The organism is Streptomyces hundungensis, from assembly GCF_003627815.1.
GTDB classification, from domain to species: Bacteria; Actinomycetota; Actinomycetes; order Streptomycetales; family Streptomycetaceae; genus Streptomyces; species Streptomyces hundungensis_A.
The window spans coordinates 1,217,371-1,232,654 of the sequence record NZ_CP032698.1 but is presented as its reverse complement, the minus strand read 5'-3'; the positions used below and the strand labels follow the sequence as shown (position 1 = coordinate 1,232,654).

Genomic DNA, 15,284 nt, shown 5'->3' with positions numbered 1-15,284 from the left:
ATCGGGCCGCGCGGTCGCACCGCGCGGCCACCGGAGCCGCCTCATCCGCGGCCACCCCCGCCACCACCGGTGCGCGCCCCCGAGCCCCCGGAGGCGCCGCCACCGCGCGTCCTCGCGGCGCCGCCACCACCGGGGAAGGCGCCGCTGGGGAAGCCGCCGTTGCCGGCTGCGGACACGCTGGTCAGTTGCACCTTCTCGCCCTCGTCGAGGCCGCTGAGGATCTGATCCACGCTGTCCCCCTCCAGGCCCACCGTGACCGGTGTGCGCACGGTGCTGCCGTCGGCCTTGACCACGGTCACCGTGCGGTTGGCGCCGGTGCCGGTCACCGCGGCGGTCGGCACCGAGAGGGCGCCGGACGCCTCGCCCGTGACGACCTGGATGCTCGCGCTGAGCCCGGTACGCAGCTGGGCGGTGGGGCTGGTGAGAGTGAGGGTCGCCGCGTACTGCACGGCGCTGCCCGAACCGTTGCTGCCGCCGGACCCCGAACCGCTGCTGACGGGCAGTGAACTGACCGCGAGCACCTTGGCGTTGAGCACCGTGCCGGGTTCGGCGTTCAAGGTGACCGTGGCCGCCTGCCCGGGCTTCACCTTGAGCGCGTCGGCCTCGGAGAAGTTCGCCGTGACCTGCATACCGGTCGGATCGGTGAGGACCACGAAACCGGACAGGGTCGACCCGGATCCCGAACCGGCGCTGCTGGACGCCGAGTTGGACGCGTTGGAACCGCCCGCCCCGCCACCGCCCCCGCTCGGACTAGTCGCTCCGGTTCCGGGGACGGTGTCGCCCACCTTGGCGGACACGGACGCGACGGTCCCGGCCACCGGCGCCTTGAGCGTGGTCCCCTCGACCGCGCGCCGCGCCGCGTCCACCGCGTTCTGGGCCTGGGTGAGCTGGGCCTCGGCCTGCGCGAGCTGCGCGGGATCGACCGTCGGGGTCGCGGCGGGCACGGGCGCCGAACCGGCGCCGCCCCGAGTGGCGGACCCGCTCCCGGATCCGGCCGCCGTGCTCGAACTCGGCTGTCCCTCCCGCACCTTGGTGAGGTTGGCCTGGGCCGCGGTCAGCGACGCCTCGTCCTGGGCGAGCGTCTCATCGGCCGCGGTCGCGTCCACCCTGCCCAGGATCTGGCCGCGGGCGACCTTGTCGCCCGGCTTCACATCGACCTCGGTGAGCCTGCCTCCGGTGGAGAAGTTCACCCCCGCGTCGCTCGGCGAGGCCAGTGCGCCGGAACCGGACACGGTGGCGAGGACCGTGCCCTTGGTGACCGCGACGGTCCTCTCGCCGCTCCGCGCGGGGGCGCTGGCGTGGCTGGTCACCGCGGCATAGGCGCCGCCGGCGCCCGCGAGGACGGCCACCCCGAGCACCGAGTTGAGCAGGACGGCCTTGCGCCGTCGTGGGAGCACCTTCATGACGGCGGATCCTGGCCGCCCGCACTTTGCGAGCCCTGGGAGCTTCCTGGGAGTTCCCTGGGAGCCCGGGCGCCGTCGAAACCCGGCATTACGGGTGTGACGGTACGTACCCTGCCGTGTCGGGGGCCGTCGCGGGCCCGGCGGCGCACCGAAGCCCAGCCAACTCCCAGCTGGTCCCCCGGAGGCGCCCACCCGCATGGGGTTCAGTCGTGGGTCGCCGACGGCGTACCACCAGCGAGGCCGTCGTGCGCCCAACGCACCGAGGAGTCACCGGACATGACCTGGACCAAGCGCCGGCCCACCACCGCGCGTGCCGCGATCGCCGTGCGGGCCGTGGCCTGTGCGGCTGCCGTCGCGACGTGCGGTCTGCTGCTCGCGGCCTGTTCGTCCTCGGCGACGCCCGCGACCCAGGCGAAGCCGGCGGCCTCCGCTGCGCCGGGCACGGATGCCTATCGCCAGTGCCTGGCTCAGCACGGGGTCACGATGGCGCCGCGGCCGAGCGGGAGCGGGCGCCCGCGGGGTTCGGGCCGGCCCGGCGGGTTCGGCGCCGGGGCCTCTGCCGATCCTGCCCAGCGGGAGGCGGCGCAGGCGTGCGCGGGGGTGCGGCCGCGGTTCGGTGGTGACGGGTCCGCGCTCAAGGCGTTCACCGGTTGCCTCAAGGACCACGGGGTGGTTCTGCCGTCCCCGTCCCCGGGAGGTGGGGTTCTGCGAGGGCTCAACACGGCGGACCCGAAGTCGGCGAGGGCCTTCCAGACCTGCAACCCCCTACTCCCGACCCACCACCCCGCCACCCCCAGCCCCCTGGCCCCCACGCCCTGACCCCGAGCCCCTAACCCCTCTCGATCCTGCGGGCCGTGCTCGCTTCTCGCGCAGTTCCTCGCGCCCCCAAGAAACCCCATTTTCGGCTGCGGACCGCGGGTGGCTGGGCGCGCAGTTCCCCGCGCCCCTAACTGTTCGGTGCTGGCCAGCACCTTCAGCCTGTCCGGCGTTTGAGGACGAGCGCCCTTTAGGCGCGAACGGGGTCTGGGGCGGAGCCCCAGGGAGCCCCGTTTTCGGCTGCGGACCGCGGGTGGCTGGTCGCGCAGTTCCCCGCGCCCCTGGCGGTACCGGTGCTGGCCAGCATGGGACACCTCAGCCCGCCCGGCGATTGAGGACGAGCGCCCTTTTGGCGGGGGCCCGGGACTAGACGTGCGGGCGGGGGCCCGGTTCCTGGTGGGGGAAGGACTGGTCCGCGCCGGGCAGCACCGGCTCGGGCAGCGTGGCCACCTCCCGCTCCGCCTCCGCCAACCACTCCGCCGTGTCGTCCGGCAACCGCGGCGGCCGCCCCACCGCGCTGCCGAAGCGGAAGGCCGACGTCAGGTCGCCGAAGGTGCGACGACGCCACTGGCTGATGTTGGGCTCCTTGACCCCGGTGAACCCTTCGAGGAACCGCAGCGAAGAGGTGTGGTCGAAGGCCTCGCTCGCCACCCAGCCGCCCACGGTCCACGGCGACACGATGATGGCCGGGACGCGGAATCCACCGCCGATGGGAAGCCCGCCCACGAACTCGTCCGCGGTGCCCGCCCTGGGCGTCGGCGGCGGCACATGGTCGAACAGGCCGTCGTTCTCGTCGTAGTTGAGGATGAACGCGGTCTTCGCCCACACCTTCGGATTGGCGGCGATGGCCTCGATCTTCTGCGCCACGAAGTCCGCCCCCGCGGCGGGCAGATAGTCCGGGTGCTCGGACTGGTGGCTCGTCGGCATGATCCAGGAAACCGCGGGGAGCCGGTCGTTGCGGGCGTCGTCCTCGAAGGTGCCCTCGGGCTGGGGGCGTACCCCGCGCTCGTACAGCGGCGACCCGGGCTTCGCGTCGCGGAAGGACTGGAACTGCTCCAGGAGGTTGCAGCCGTAGTCGTCGTCCTGCTGGTAGACCTTCCAGCTGACCCCGGCGGCCTGGAGCCGCTCGGCGTACGTCGTCCAGCGGTACGGCTTCGGCGCGGTGTTGTTGAGCACCGGTCCGCCCTGGGTGCCGCCCGGGTCGATGCTGCCCGTCATCCAGTACAGCCGGTTCGGCCAGGTCGGGCCGAAGACCGAGCAGAAGTAGTTGTCGCAGATGGTGAAGGTCTCGGCGAGCGCGAACTGGAACGGGATGTCCTCGCGCGTGTAATAGCCCATCACATAGGGCCCGTTGGCGCCGTCCGCCTTGCGGTGCGCGGGCAGCCACTGGTCCATGGCGCCGCCGTTCCAGGCCTGGTGCTGCACCGCCCAGGCGTGGCTCGTGGACGGGATGGCCTGCGCGCTCGTGCTCCGGGTGTCGAGGTGGAAGGGGAGCAGATAGCCGCGCGGGTTCACCGCGTCGGGCTGGTAGAACACCGAACGCCCGTTGGGGAGCTTGAGCGCGTCCGGGTCGCGGAATCCGCGCACGCCCGACAGGGTGCCGAAGTAGTGGTCGAACGACCGGTTCTCCTGCATCAGCATGACGACGTGCTTGACGTCGCGCAGCGAACCGCCGCGCGGTCGCCCGGCGGCGACGGCTTCCCGCACGCTCGGCGGCAGCAGGCTGAGCGCCGCCGCACCGCCGATCGCCCCGGCCGCCGAACCAAGCAGTCTGCGTCGTGTCAACTCGGCCATGAACGCCCTTCCCAGAGCTGTCGGTTGAGGCTGGTGACGTGGACCTGTCGGCCAGTCTCGCCGCCGTCCGGTGTGGGGCGGGGGAGGGAATCGGTGAACAGGCGCCCAACGCTCAGGGGGTGTGCCGGAGAGGGAGACCCGCGTAGGCTTGATGAACCTGACGACCCGTCAGGATTGTGGGACGGATCGGGAGACGGATAGGGATACGCATCGGGATACGGATAGGTGCGAAGGTTCGGAATGGGGGAGGGGCGGGCGTTGATCGACACCCTGGACCAACGGGTCGCCGAGGGCGAGGAACGGATCCGGCTCGATGTCACCGACTCCGGCGTCGGCATCCTGACCCTGTGCCGGCCCGACAAGCTCAACGGGTGGAGCTGGGAGTCGAGCCGCCAACTGGGCCTGCTCGCCGACCGCCTCCGCTTCGACGAGACCGTCAAGGTGGTGCTGCTGCGAGCCGAGGGCCGCGCCTTCTGTGCCGGGATCGACGTCACCGCCCCCGGCGGCGCCATCACCGGCCGTTCCCCGGCCGAGCGCACCCACCGTTACTACGAGGGCATCCGCTGGGCGCACGAGCGCTTCGCCGCGTTCGCCCGGCTTCCGCAGCCGGTGATCGCCGCCGTCCAGGGCTACTGCCTCGGCTTCGGTTTCGAGCTGGCCCTGATGGCCGACATCAGGGTCGCCGCCGACGACGCCGTGTTCGCGCTGCCGGAGACCGGCATCGGGGTGGCCGTCGACGCGGGCGGCGATCTACGCATCGCACGCGACGCGGGCGCGGGCTGGGCCAAACTGCTCGCCCTCACCGGACGCCGTATCGACGCCGCCACCGCCGAGCGCATCGGATTGCTGCAACAGGTCGTGCCGGTGGGCGAGTTGGAGGCAGCCGCCGGGGCCCTCGCGGCCGAGATCGCGGCCAACGCCCCCCTGGCCGTACGGTCCGTCAAGCGTGCCATCGACACGTTCGCCGACGCGGGTCTCGCCGAGGCACTCGACCGCGCGGCGCTGGCCGCGGCCCTCACCCTCACCTCGGAAGACGCCCGCGAGGGCTACGCCGCCAAAGCCGCGCGACGCCCACCCACCTTCGACGGCAGGTAAGCCCCTGCACGGGCCCGCTTCCCACCGCCCCTCCTTGCCCGCGCGCCCCACTCACCCCGCCCGCTCCCCGAACGCCCCGCGGCCCAGCTGCTCGCGCACGCTGCTCACCGGTGGTGTCACCAGTGCCCGGCGCTGCCAGTTCGCGCCGTCCACCACCAACGTGTGGCCGCTGATGAAACGGGCGTACGGCGAGGCGAGGAAGGTGGCCGCCCAGCCGAGCTCGCGGGGCTCGCCGACACGCAACGCGGGCTGGCGCAGGGCGAGTTCGCCTTCGTCGTCGGCCCGGTCGAGGCCGGTGCGGATCGCCTCCGGCAGATCCGGGTGCGGCATCAGGCCGGGCACCAGGCCGTTGACCTGGATCCCGTACGGGCCCCACTCCACGGCCAGGGTTTCCACGAGGTTGCGCACCCCCGCCTTGGCCGCCGCCGAGTGCGCGTGACCCGGACCCCCGGTCCAGGCGTACGAGGCGCCGATGCTGATCACCGATCCCGGGATGCCGGCGGCCAGGTGACGGCGGCCGAACTCGCGGGTCATGAACCAGGTGCCGGTCAAGGTGATGTCCAGGACCGCACGCCAGGCGTTGGGCGACAAGTCCTCCGCTGGAGAAGGGAAGTTGGCGGCCGCGCTGTTCACGAGCACGGACGGCGGCCCGAGCGTCGCCTCGGCCGTGTCGAAGACCTCGGCGATCCGCTCCGGCTCCCTGATGTCGCACGCCGCGGCCACGACCCGCCCGCCGAGCCGGGCCAGCTCCTCCCGGGCCGCCGTGAGCCGGTCCATGGAGCGGCCCACGATCACGAGGTCGGCACCGAGCCGTGCGAACTCCGCCGCCATCGCCTTGCCGAGCCCCGAGCCGCCGCCGGTGACCAGCACCACGCTGCCCTCGTAGGTGCCGGGCGGCAGGGCGCACGCGCCGAGCGGGGGAGGGGCGGGCAGGCCCGGGTGCGGCCGTGCGCTGTCTTCGGTCATGGCCGCATGCGTACTCGCTCCCCGCGCAATGTGCCAGGGCCGCGCGCGGGCCTGTCGGGACATCGGACGGCCGAAAGAGGGCCAGCTGTTCCCCTGGGGGCAAGCGACCGCTTAGTATGCCGTCGGAGCATGGAACGTACTCAGCGGTACTCAGCCGTATCGCGCCCGGCGTGTGGAGGCCCCGAATGCAGGCATGGCGAGTGCACGAGAACGGCGAGCCGGGCGAGGTGATGCGGCTCGACGAGGTGGACCGGCCCGTGCCGGGCCCGGGCCAGGTGCTGCTGAGGGTGCGCGCCGCCAACATCAACTTCCCCGACGCGCTGCTCTGCCGCGGCCAGTACCAGATCCGACCTCCCCTGCCGTTCACGCCGGGCGTCGAGATCTGCGGTGAGACCGAGGACGGCCGCCGGGTGATCGCCAACCCCGCGCTGCCGCACGGCGGGCTCGCCGAGTACGTCGTCGCCGACGAGGCGGCGCTGCTGCCCGCGCCCGAGGCGCTTGACGACGCCGAGGCCGCGGCCCTGCACATCGGCTACCAGACCGGAGTGTTCGGGCTGCACCGCCGGGCGCACCTCCAGGAGGGCGAGACGCTGCTCGTGCACGCCGCCGCCGGGGGAGTGGGCAGCGCGGCCGTACAGCTCGGCAAGGCGGCGGGGGCCCGCGTCATCGGCGTGGTGGGCGGTCCCGAAAAGGCCGCTGTGGCACGGGAGTTGGGCTGCGATCTGGTCATCGACCGGCGCACCGACGACATCGTGGCCGCGGTCAAGGAGGCGACCGCCGGGCGCGGCGCGGACGTCATCTACGACCCCGTGGGCGGTGACGCGTACGCCAAGTCCGCCAAGTGCGTCGCCTTCGAGGGCCGGATCGTGATCGTCGGCTTCGCGAGCGGCTCCGTTCCGGCGCCCGCGCTCAACCACGCCCTGGTGAAGAACTACTCGATCGTCGGCCTGCACTGGGGTCTGTACGCGCAGAAGGACCCGGCCTCGATCGCCCGCTGCCACGAGCGGCTGACCAAGCTCGCCGCCGACGGCGCGATCAAACCGCTCATCAGCGAGCGGGTCCCGTTCAAGGACGCCGCGGCCGCCGTGCAGCGCGTCGCCGACGGCACGACCACCGGGCGCCTGGTCGTCCTTCCGGACGGAGCCGACCGATGACCGACGCCGCAGCACTTCGCTCCCGCACCCGCGCCCTGCTCGCCGCGCACCCGCCCGCCACCACCGAGCCCCTCGACTTCCTCAAGGCCCGCTTCGACGCCGGGCTCGCCTGGGTGCACTACCCGACGGGCCTCGGTGGCCTCGACGCGCCGCGCTCCCTCCAAACCGTCGTCGACGCCGAGCTCGCGGCGGCGGGAGCGCCGGACAACGACCCCCGCCGGATCGGCATCGGCCTCGGCATGGCCGCGCCGACCGTCCTCACGTACGGCACCGAGGAGCAGAAGCGGCGCTTCCTGCGCCCGCTGTGGGTGGGCGAGGAGGTGTGGTGCCAGCTGTTCAGCGAGCCCGGCGCCGGCTCCGACCTCGCGGCGCTCGGCACCCGCGCCGTGCGCGACGGGGACGACTGGGTGGTCGACGGGCAGAAGGTGTGGACCTCCAGCGCCCACCTGGCCCGCTGGGCCATCCTCATCGCCCGCACCGACCCCGGCCTGCCCAAGCACCGGGGCATCAGCTACTTCATCTGCGACATGACCGACCCCGGCGTCGAGGTGCGGCCGCTGCGCCAGATCACCGGCGAGGCCGAGTTCAACGAGGTCTTCCTCAGTGGCGTACGCATCCCCGACGCCCACCGGCTCGGCGAGGTCGGCGAAGGCTGGAAGGTCGCCCAGACCACCCTCATGAACGAGCGGGTCTCCATCGGCGGCATGCGCATTCCGCGCGAGGGCGGCATGATCGGCCCGGTCGCCCGCGCCTGGCGCGAGCGGCCCGAGCTGCGCACCCACGATCTGCACCAGCGCCTGCTCACGCTGTGGGTGGAGGCGGAGGTCGCCCGCCTCACCGGCGAGCGGCTGCGCCAGCAGCTCGTCGCCGGCCAGCCCGGCCCCGAGGGCTCAGGGATGAAGCTGGCCTTCGCCCGCCTCAACCAGGAGATCAGCGGTCTGGAGGTCGAACTCCTGGGCCAGGACGGCCTGTTGTACTCGGACTGGACCATGCGCCGGCCCGAACTGGTCGACTTCACCGGCCGCGACGCCGGATACCGCTATCTGCGCTCGAAGGGCAACTCCATCGAGGGCGGTACGAGCGAAGTGCTCCTGAACATCGTCGCCGAACGCGTCCTCGGTCTGCCCGCCGAGCCGCGCAACGACAAGGACGTCGCCTGGAAGGACCTGGCCCGATGAAGGCGCAGACAGCACAGACCGGCACGGAAACCACCCCCGACCTGCTGTACTCCGAGGCCGAGGACGATCTCAGGGCCGCCGTGCGCGCCCTGCTCGCCGACCGTGCCGACGCCCCCACCGTGCTCGCCCGCGCCGAGTCCGACACGCCGTACGACCCGGAGCTGTGGCGTGCGCTCGGCGCCCGGATGGACCTCGCGGGGCTGCTCGTGCCGGAGAAGCTCGGCGGCCAGGGTGCCTCGCACCGGGAGGCGGCCGTGGTCCTGGAGGAGATCGGCCGCGCCGTCGCGCCGGTCCCGTTCCTCACCAGCGCCGTCATCGCCACCGAGACGCTTCTGGCCCTGGACGCCGAGGTCGCTGAAGTGGCCTCCCTGGTAAGGGAGTTGGCGTCCGGTCATCGCACGGCCGCCCTCGTGGTGCCGTTCTCGGTGGGCCCGCACACGGTTCGGCTTCCCGAAACGCTCGCCGGGACCGTCTCGGCGGTCGCCGACGCCGCGACCGCCGATGTGCTGCTCGTGCCGACGGCCGAGGGCCTGTACGCCGTGGACGCGGCCGAGGCCGCCGTCGTCCCGCTCACCCCGCTCGACCTGACCCGCCCGCTCGCGGCGGTCACCCTCGACGGCGTGAGCGGCACCCTCCTGGCCGGCCCCGACGCCACGCTCGTCGCGGTGCGGCGCGCTCTGCTCGCCGGGGCCGGGCTGCTCGCCTCGGAGCAGCTCGGGGTCGCCGAGTGGTGCCTGACCGAGACGGTGACGTACACCCGCGAGCGCAAGCAGTTCAACCGGCCGGTCGGCTCCTTCCAGGCGCTCAAGCACCGGATGGCGCAGCTCTGGCTGGAGGTGGTCTCGGCGCGGGCCGCCGCCCGCAACGCCGCCGACGCCCTCGCCACCGACAGTCCGGAGGTGGCGCTCGCGGTGGCCGTCGCCCAGGCGTACTGCGCCAGGGTCGCGGTGCACGCGGCCGAGGAGTGCGTACAACTGCACGGCGGCATCGGCATGACCTGGGAACATCCCGCCCATCTCTATCTGAAGCGCGCCAAGTCCGCGCAGATCGCCCTCGGTTCGGCCGGGGAGCACCGCGCCGCGATCGCCGAACTCGTCGATCTGCCGACGCCCTGACACGCAAGCTCGCCCGCCCCACCCCGGCCCCGTTCCGCGTCGCCCACGCGGAGCGGGGCCGTCCGTCGTCCGCATGGGGTGCTTGCGCGGGCCGGCCGGCTTGGCGGGTCCTGCCGCGCCGTCCACGGCGGCCAAGCGCCGGTGCTGATCGACCGAGGTCCCCGGGGGGTGACAGGGTCACGGAAACGGGCGCCGAGGTGTACTCGGCGGGGCGGGCCGAGAAACTCGCCGATGTCACCAGGCCCTTCGGCGAGCCGGGTATCCACCACCCGTAGGCTCGTGGTCTGCTCGATGGCCTGCCGGAACGTTCCTTCGGCCTGGATTCCCGGCAACCCGCCGGGGCCGGGGGAACTCCCGGCGGGGTGTGCCCGCACACCCCGCCGCGAGCGGGCGGACGCGTTCCGCGGCATCCGGCCGCGGTGTGCGGCCGGACCGCCTGTCACCACGCCCCCCGGGGAGGACCCCAGCCGTGCTGGAGCTCAGCAACATCACCGCCGGCTACGAGCGGGGCCGCCCCGTCGTGCGGGACATGAGCCTGGCCGTGGCCCGGGGCGAGGCGGTCGGCCTTCTCGGGCCCAGTGGTTGCGGCAAGTCCACGCTCGCCCGGGTCGCCGCGCTGCTGCACCGCCCCGACGCGGGGACCGTGGTCCTCGACGGCACCACCGTCACCGACTACCGCCACCGCGCCCCGCGCGCCCTGCGCACCACCGTGGGCGTCGTCCTCCAGGCGCCCCGGCTCTCCGCCACCGACCCGAGGCTGCGCCTGCGCGACCTGGTCGCCGAGCCGCTCCGGGCGACCGGTCGGCGCATCGAGATCCGCGAGCGGGTCGACGAACTCGCCCAGGCGGTCGGCCTCGGCGGCGACCTCCTGACGCGCGGCATCCGCGACGTCAGTGACGGCGACCTCCAACGCGCTTGCCTCGCACGGGCGTTGGTGCTCCGCCCACGCCTGCTGATCTGCGACGACATGACCGCGGCCCTGGACGCCGCCACGGCCGCCGCCCTGATCGCCGCCGTCGAGGCCTACCGCCGAGGGACTCAGGCGTCCCTGCTGGCCGTGGGCCCCGACCCGGCCGTGCTCGCCCGCTGGTGCGACCGTACGGTCAGCTGGTCATCTCCGCCGTCGGACGCCCATCCGCTCTGACGCGGGCGGGCTCGGAGCCGGTTCACGCGCCGACAGGACAGCAACCGGGGTGTCGGCCCCCGCATCCGAAACGCCGTGTGTCGGACGGGGGAAGGTCCGGCCAACTCTCGGCAGGGGAGCGCCCGTTGCGGGGCCCGCGTCGCATACTCGGTCGCGCCCGTCCGTCGTCCCCAGGAGCGTACCCATGGACCGTCCGACCCGTCGCACTGCCGTCGCCACCCTCGCCGCGGCGCTCGCCGTGCCCGCCCTGGCCGGCACCGCCCGCGCGGCCGGGCGTCCTTCGGGGCCCCGGCCCCTGCCCCGGCCCGTGCCCCGCACCCACGCCCACAACGACTACGAACACACCCACCCCCTCTACGACGCCCTCGCGCACGGCTTCACCAGCGTCGAGGCCGACATCTTCCTCGTGGAGGGCCGTCTTCTCGTCGGTCACGACCCCACCGAACTCGACCCCAGCCGCACCCTGGAGTCGCTCTACCTCGATCCGCTCCGACGGCTGGTCCGGGCCAACGGCGGCTCCGTCTACGGCGGTTGGCGCCACTCCTTCCAGTTGCTGGTCGACATCAAGACGGAGGGCGCGGCCACCTACCGCGAACTCGACCGGCGGCTGCGCCCCTATCGCGCACTCCTCAGCTCCTGCGCGCACGGACGCGTACGCGCAGGAGCCGTCACCCCTGTCGTGTCCGGCGACCGTGGCGCCCGCGTCCCGATGGAGGCGCAGCCGGTGCGGTACGCCTTCTACGACGGGCGGCTCGACGACCTCGGGTCGGGGGCCACCGCCTCGTTCATCCCGCTCATCAGCGAGTCCTGGACCGACCACTTCACCTGGACCGGCGCCGGACCCTTCCCCGCGGACGAACGCGCCCGGCTGCGTGACCTGGTGGCCCGCGCCCACGCCGACCATCGCCGTCTGCGGTTCTGGGCCACTCCGGACCTCGCCGGACCTCAACGGGACGCCCTGTGGCGCGAGCTGTATGCCGCCGGCCTCGACTGGTTCAACACCGACGACCTCGCGGGACTCGAAGCCTTCCTCCGCCACGCCAACGGCGGGTGACGGCGGCGCGGGGTCACGCGCAGTCAACACCCGTACGGCGGACATGTCTTGGGCCGGTCGGCGGCGCCTCCTCCGCCACACTGTCGCGCGAATGCCGTGCGTCCGGTGCGGCGGAGGAGGGTCGTCATGGCTGTTTCGATCTCGGTGGTCCTGTTGCTCGTGGTCCTCGCGGTGATCTTCCTGCGGAGCGGCGGGCTCAAGGTGTCCCACGCCGTCGTCTGCGTGCTGCTCGGCTTCTTCCTGGCCGGCACGAGCATGGCCACCACCATCCAGGACGGGCTCGACGCCACGGCGGGTGTGGTCGCTAGCCTCAAGCCATGACCAAGGCCCGCCGGAAGATCACCGTCCAGGAGCGGCGCGCCCGCCTGGGCGCCCGCCATCTGCTCGCCCCCGCCGCCCGTGCGAGCACCCCGGAGGCGGTCGCCGAGGCGGTGCTCGGACTCCACGCCACCGACCCCGCCTCGGTCTACCTCGCCGCCGCCGCGCGCTTGAAGAACCCTGCCGTGGCGGACCTGGAGCGCGCACTGTACGGGGACCACACGCTGGTGCGGATGCTCTGCATGCGGCGCACCATGTTCGTGGTGCCGCGCGACCTCGCGCCCGTCGTGGACGCGTCGACCGCGCGCGCCGTGGCCGCCCGTGAGCGCAGGAACCTCGCCAAGGTCATCAAGGAGCAGTTGGGCTTCGACGACCGCTGGTTCGCCGCGACCGAGGCGGCGGTCCTGGCCGCACTCCACAAAAGCGGTGAGGCGACGGCGGCCCAACTCGCCGAGCTCGTACCGGACTTGAAGTCAGTAATCGTTCAGGCCGAGGGCAAGCCGTACGAAGCCCGGCCGCGCATCACCAGCCGCTTCCTCGGCGTGATGGCCGCCGAGGGGCGCATCCGGCGCGGTCGCCCCTTGGGATCCTGGGCCTCCAGCCAGTACCGCTGGATCCCCGCCGAACCCCACCCCGAACTGCCGCTCGACGAGGCGAAGGCGGAGCTCGCCGCGCGCTATCTGGCCTCCTTCGGCCCCGCCACCACCGAGGACGTCAAGTGGTGGACGGGCTGGACCCTCACCGACACCCGCAAGGCGCTGGCCCGTACCGAAGCGGTCGAGGTCGACCTCGACGAGGGCCCGGGCCACGCCCTGCCCGCCCAGCTCGACGCCCCCGCCGAGCCGGGGCCCTGGGCGGCGCTCCTCCCCGCGCTCGACCCGACTCCGATGGGCTGGCGCCTGCGCGACTGGTACGTCGACGCCGCCCTGACGCCCCAACTCTTCGACACCAACGGGAACATCGGGCCCACCGTGTGGTGGAACGGACGCGTGGTGGGCGGATGGGCCCAGCGGGCCGACGGCGAGATCGTCACGGAACTGCTCGTGACGGACGGCGTGGGGCGGGACGCGCGCTCGGCCATCGCCGGCGAGGCGGAGCGGCTGGCCTCGTTCTTCGCCGAGGTCCGCGTCAAGCCGAGCTTCCGCACCCCCTTGGAGCGGCGGCTCGCCTCCTAGCGGGCGGACCTCAGGAAGCGGGTTGTCGGACCAGTCGCGACCGGATGAGGAACCGCACCCCTTCCGGCGCTTCGAGCGAGAACCCGCTGCCGCGGCCCTCCACCACGTCGACGATCAACCGGGTGTGCCGCCACAGCGCGTACTGGCTCGCCGAGATCCAGAACGGCACGGGCTCGTCGAGGCCCTCCACCGCGAGCGAGGCGAGGAGTACGTCCGAGCCCCCGGTACGGAACTCGCCCCGGGGGTAGCACATGGGAGCGCTGCCGTCACAGCAGCCGCCCGACTGGTGGAACATCAGGGGGCCGTGGACCGCGCTCAGCACGCGGATCAATTCGGCTGCGGCGGGCGTGAGTTCAACGGCCGGGCTGGCCGGGTCGGCCGGGGCGTTCGGTTGCGGGTGCTCTGCGGGCGTCATCTCGGCCTCGCTCCTGCGGCCCGGACGCACCGGCCCCCGACGGGCGGTGTCGTGCGGGTCCTGGTGCCCAGCTCACCACGCTCGGGGTTGCGCGTGGGTTGCGACCCCCTCGGGCGGGCGTTGCGCTGTCGACCTCCGGGGCCGGACCCCCTTGACTCCCCAGGGAGTTGAGGGCCCGGCGCCCGGGGTGAGGACACAGCGGGTCAGATGAGGTCCATCGCGGCGACCTCATCGGGACTGCCGTAGCTGACCGGACCCTGGAAGCGGCGCCGGGCGTTGGCGAACCACCAGACGGTGGCGATGAGCAGCACCACACCGAGCGCGATCGGGGCGTAGTTGAACGAGTCGACGGTGATGGGGGAGACCTGCGGCAGCATGAACAGCACGCTGCTGAGCACGATCCACACCACGGCGACGGCCGCGACCGGCCTGCCGTAGCGGCCCAGGTTCCACGGTCCCGGCTCGAAGTCCTTCAGGCGCAGCCGCAGGAAGATCGGCACGCCGTACGCCAGGTAGAGGCCCACCACATTGACGCTGACGATGGCGGTGAACGCGGTGTGCGACCACCAGCCCGGGATGATCAGGACGAGCGCGCAGGCCGCGGCCAGCCACACCGCCTTGACGGGCGTACGGGTGCGCAGCGACACCGAGTGCCACCAGCGCGATCCGGGCATCGCCCCATCGCGCGAGAAGGCGAAGATCTGCCGGGTGTTGCTGGTCATGTTGGCGAGGCCGCAGAACAGCATGGCCCCGATCACGATCAGCAGGAGCAGCTTGGCGGTACCCATGCCGAGCGCGTCCACGAGGATCTGGACCGGCGGCGCCGCCGCCCCGATCTCGGCCGCGTAGTCCCGGATCGCGTAGACCAGGGCCAGCATGAGGACCAGCCCGGCAAGGGCCGAGTAGATGATCGCCCGCATGATGCCCTTGGGCGTGTTGACGGTGGCCCGCACCGTCTCCTCGGACATGTGGAAGCTGCCGTCGAAGCCGGTGAACGTCCAGCTCGTGACCAGCAGGCCCAGCATCGCGGCGTACAGGCCGTTGTCGAAGCCGGTGCTGTTGACGAAGTGCGTCGCGAACGAGACGGGCTGGTGCGAGGAGGGCTTCACGGTCAGGGCGACGACGATGACCACCATGCCGATCAGGAGCCACCACACCGAGATCCGGTTCACCACGGCGACCAGCTGCACGGTGTAGGTGTTGGCGAGCGCCTGCACCAGGAGGATCGCGGTGGCGATGCCGACGGTCTGCTGGGGGGTGCCTTCGTAGGAGGGCCACTGCATCGTGATGAACGCCTGGATGAAAGTGGCGGCGGCGTAGTTGGTCGCGGCGGTGCCGCCGACCTGACCGACGAAGTTCAGCCATCCCGTGTACCAGGACCAGGCGCCGCGATGACGCTTGGCCAGCTTGCCCGCCGAGAAGTACAGCGCCCCGCTGGTGGGGTAGGCCGACGCGATTTCACCCATCGCGGCGCCCACGAACAGCACCATGACGGAGACGCCGATCCAGCCGAAAATGAGAATACGGGGACCCCCGGCCCCCATTCCGAAGCCGAATGCGGAGAAGATTCCGGAAATGATGTTGATGATGGTGAACGATATCGCGAAATTGTCGAAGGCATGGAATCGCCGGGTGAGTTTCCGGGGATATCCCATCG

General features: G+C 72.7%; 14 protein-coding genes. 8 read left to right on the top strand and 6 right to left on the bottom strand.

Going from position 1 to position 15,284, the window contains the following annotated elements; genetic code table 11:
* Nucleotides 1–41: 41 nt before the first annotated feature.
* The 3 genes from DWB77_RS05565 to DWB77_RS05555 form a co-directional block, all read right to left on the bottom strand.
* Complete coding sequence (locus DWB77_RS05565) at nt 42–1,403, bottom strand: efflux RND transporter periplasmic adaptor subunit (protein WP_162952445.1); 1,362 nt, start codon at nt 1,401–1,403, stop codon at nt 42–44.
* 203 nt (nt 1,404–1,606) lie between these two features.
* On the bottom strand, nt 1,607–1,846 hold the full coding sequence (locus DWB77_RS05560; RefSeq protein WP_120720172.1) for a hypothetical protein: 240 nt from the start codon (nt 1,844–1,846) through the stop codon (nt 1,607–1,609).
* Nucleotides 1,847–2,585: 739 nt separating this feature from the next.
* Nucleotides 2,586–4,013: an alkaline phosphatase family protein gene (locus tag DWB77_RS05555; RefSeq protein WP_120720171.1), complete on the bottom strand. Its 1,428-nt coding sequence runs from the start codon at nt 4,011–4,013 to the stop codon at nt 2,586–2,588.
* 258 nt (nt 4,014–4,271) lie between these two features.
* Between DWB77_RS05555 and DWB77_RS05550 the strand changes: the two genes are divergently transcribed.
* Nucleotides 4,272–5,108, top strand: coding sequence for an enoyl-CoA hydratase/isomerase family protein (locus DWB77_RS05550; RefSeq protein WP_120727401.1), 837 nt, complete (start codon nt 4,272–4,274; stop codon nt 5,106–5,108).
* Between the two features lie 51 nt (nt 5,109–5,159).
* Here DWB77_RS05550 and DWB77_RS05545 read toward each other — a convergent pair whose 3' ends face one another.
* The gene (locus tag DWB77_RS05545) at nt 5,160–6,074 is read right to left on the bottom strand and encodes an SDR family oxidoreductase (RefSeq protein ID WP_120720170.1); all 915 of its coding nucleotides are present in this window, start codon (nt 6,072–6,074) and stop codon (nt 5,160–5,162) included.
* Nucleotides 6,075–6,259: 185 nt separating this feature from the next.
* Here DWB77_RS05545 and DWB77_RS05540 point away from each other — a divergent pair, with 185 nt between their 5' ends.
* The 7 genes from DWB77_RS05540 to DWB77_RS05510 all read left to right on the top strand — a co-directional run bounded on the left by DWB77_RS05540 (nt 6,260) and on the right by DWB77_RS05510 (nt 13,212).
* Nucleotides 6,260–7,228: an NADPH:quinone oxidoreductase family protein gene (locus DWB77_RS05540; RefSeq protein WP_120720169.1), complete on the top strand. Its 969-nt coding sequence runs from the start codon at nt 6,260–6,262 to the stop codon at nt 7,226–7,228.
* On the top strand, nt 7,225–8,406 hold the full coding sequence (locus DWB77_RS05535) for an acyl-CoA dehydrogenase family protein (RefSeq protein ID WP_120720168.1): 1,182 nt from the start codon (nt 7,225–7,227) through the stop codon (nt 8,404–8,406). The genes DWB77_RS05540 and DWB77_RS05535 overlap by 4 nt, the downstream gene beginning before the upstream one ends.
* Nucleotides 8,403–9,521: an acyl-CoA dehydrogenase family protein gene (locus DWB77_RS05530; RefSeq protein ID WP_120720167.1), complete on the top strand. Its 1,119-nt coding sequence runs from the start codon at nt 8,403–8,405 to the stop codon at nt 9,519–9,521. The genes DWB77_RS05535 and DWB77_RS05530 overlap by 4 nt, the downstream gene beginning before the upstream one ends.
* 469 nt (nt 9,522–9,990) lie before the next feature.
* Entirely contained in the window at nt 9,991–10,665 is a 675-nt protein-coding gene (locus tag DWB77_RS05525) for an ABC transporter ATP-binding protein (RefSeq protein ID WP_120720166.1), read from the top strand.
* 184 nt (nt 10,666–10,849) lie between these two features.
* A complete protein-coding gene (locus tag DWB77_RS05520) occupies nt 10,850–11,719 on the top strand; it encodes a phosphatidylinositol-specific phospholipase C/glycerophosphodiester phosphodiesterase family protein (protein WP_120720165.1) in 870 nt (289 codons plus the stop codon).
* A 126-nt stretch (nt 11,720–11,845) separates the two neighbouring features.
* A complete protein-coding gene (locus tag DWB77_RS05515) occupies nt 11,846–12,040 on the top strand; it encodes a hypothetical protein (protein ID WP_120720164.1) in 195 nt (64 codons plus the stop codon).
* The gene (locus tag DWB77_RS05510) at nt 12,037–13,212 is read left to right on the top strand and encodes a winged helix DNA-binding domain-containing protein (RefSeq protein WP_120720163.1); all 1,176 of its coding nucleotides are present in this window, start codon (nt 12,037–12,039) and stop codon (nt 13,210–13,212) included. Before DWB77_RS05515 ends, DWB77_RS05510 begins: the two co-directional genes overlap by 4 nt.
* A gap of 10 nt (nt 13,213–13,222) precedes the next feature.
* Here DWB77_RS05510 and DWB77_RS05505 read toward each other — a convergent pair whose 3' ends face one another.
* Entirely contained in the window at nt 13,223–13,627 is a 405-nt protein-coding gene (locus DWB77_RS05505) for a DUF779 domain-containing protein (RefSeq protein WP_120720162.1), read from the bottom strand.
* Nucleotides 13,628–13,830: 203 nt separating this feature from the next.
* Entirely contained in the window at nt 13,831–15,282 is a 1,452-nt protein-coding gene (locus tag DWB77_RS05500; RefSeq protein ID WP_120727400.1) for an amino acid permease, read from the bottom strand.
* Between the last annotated feature and the right edge of the window lie 2 nt (nt 15,283–15,284).

Coding starts and splice junctions, on each gene's coding strand:
- DWB77_RS05565 (WP_162952445.1), bottom strand. CDS start 1,403: ATGAAGGTGCTCCCACGACGGCGCAAGGCCGTCCTGCTCAACTCGGTG.
- DWB77_RS05555 (WP_120720171.1), bottom strand. CDS start 4,013: ATGGCCGAGTTGACACGACGCAGACTGCTTGGTTCGGCGGCCGGGGCG.
- DWB77_RS05545 (WP_120720170.1), bottom strand. CDS start 6,074: ATGACCGAAGACAGCGCACGGCCGCACCCGGGCCTGCCCGCCCCTCCC.
- DWB77_RS05540 (WP_120720169.1), top strand. CDS start 6,260: ATGCAGGCATGGCGAGTGCACGAGAACGGCGAGCCGGGCGAGGTGATG.
- DWB77_RS05535 (WP_120720168.1), top strand. CDS start 7,225: ATGACCGACGCCGCAGCACTTCGCTCCCGCACCCGCGCCCTGCTCGCC.
- DWB77_RS05530 (WP_120720167.1), top strand. CDS start 8,403: ATGAAGGCGCAGACAGCACAGACCGGCACGGAAACCACCCCCGACCTG.
- DWB77_RS05520 (WP_120720165.1), top strand. CDS start 10,850: ATGGACCGTCCGACCCGTCGCACTGCCGTCGCCACCCTCGCCGCGGCG.
- DWB77_RS05515 (WP_120720164.1), top strand. CDS start 11,846: ATGGCTGTTTCGATCTCGGTGGTCCTGTTGCTCGTGGTCCTCGCGGTG.
- DWB77_RS05510 (WP_120720163.1), top strand. CDS start 12,037: ATGACCAAGGCCCGCCGGAAGATCACCGTCCAGGAGCGGCGCGCCCGC.
- DWB77_RS05505 (WP_120720162.1), bottom strand. CDS start 13,627: ATGACGCCCGCAGAGCACCCGCAACCGAACGCCCCGGCCGACCCGGCC.
- DWB77_RS05500 (WP_120727400.1), bottom strand. CDS start 15,282: ATGGGATATCCCCGGAAACTCACCCGGCGATTCCATGCCTTCGACAAT.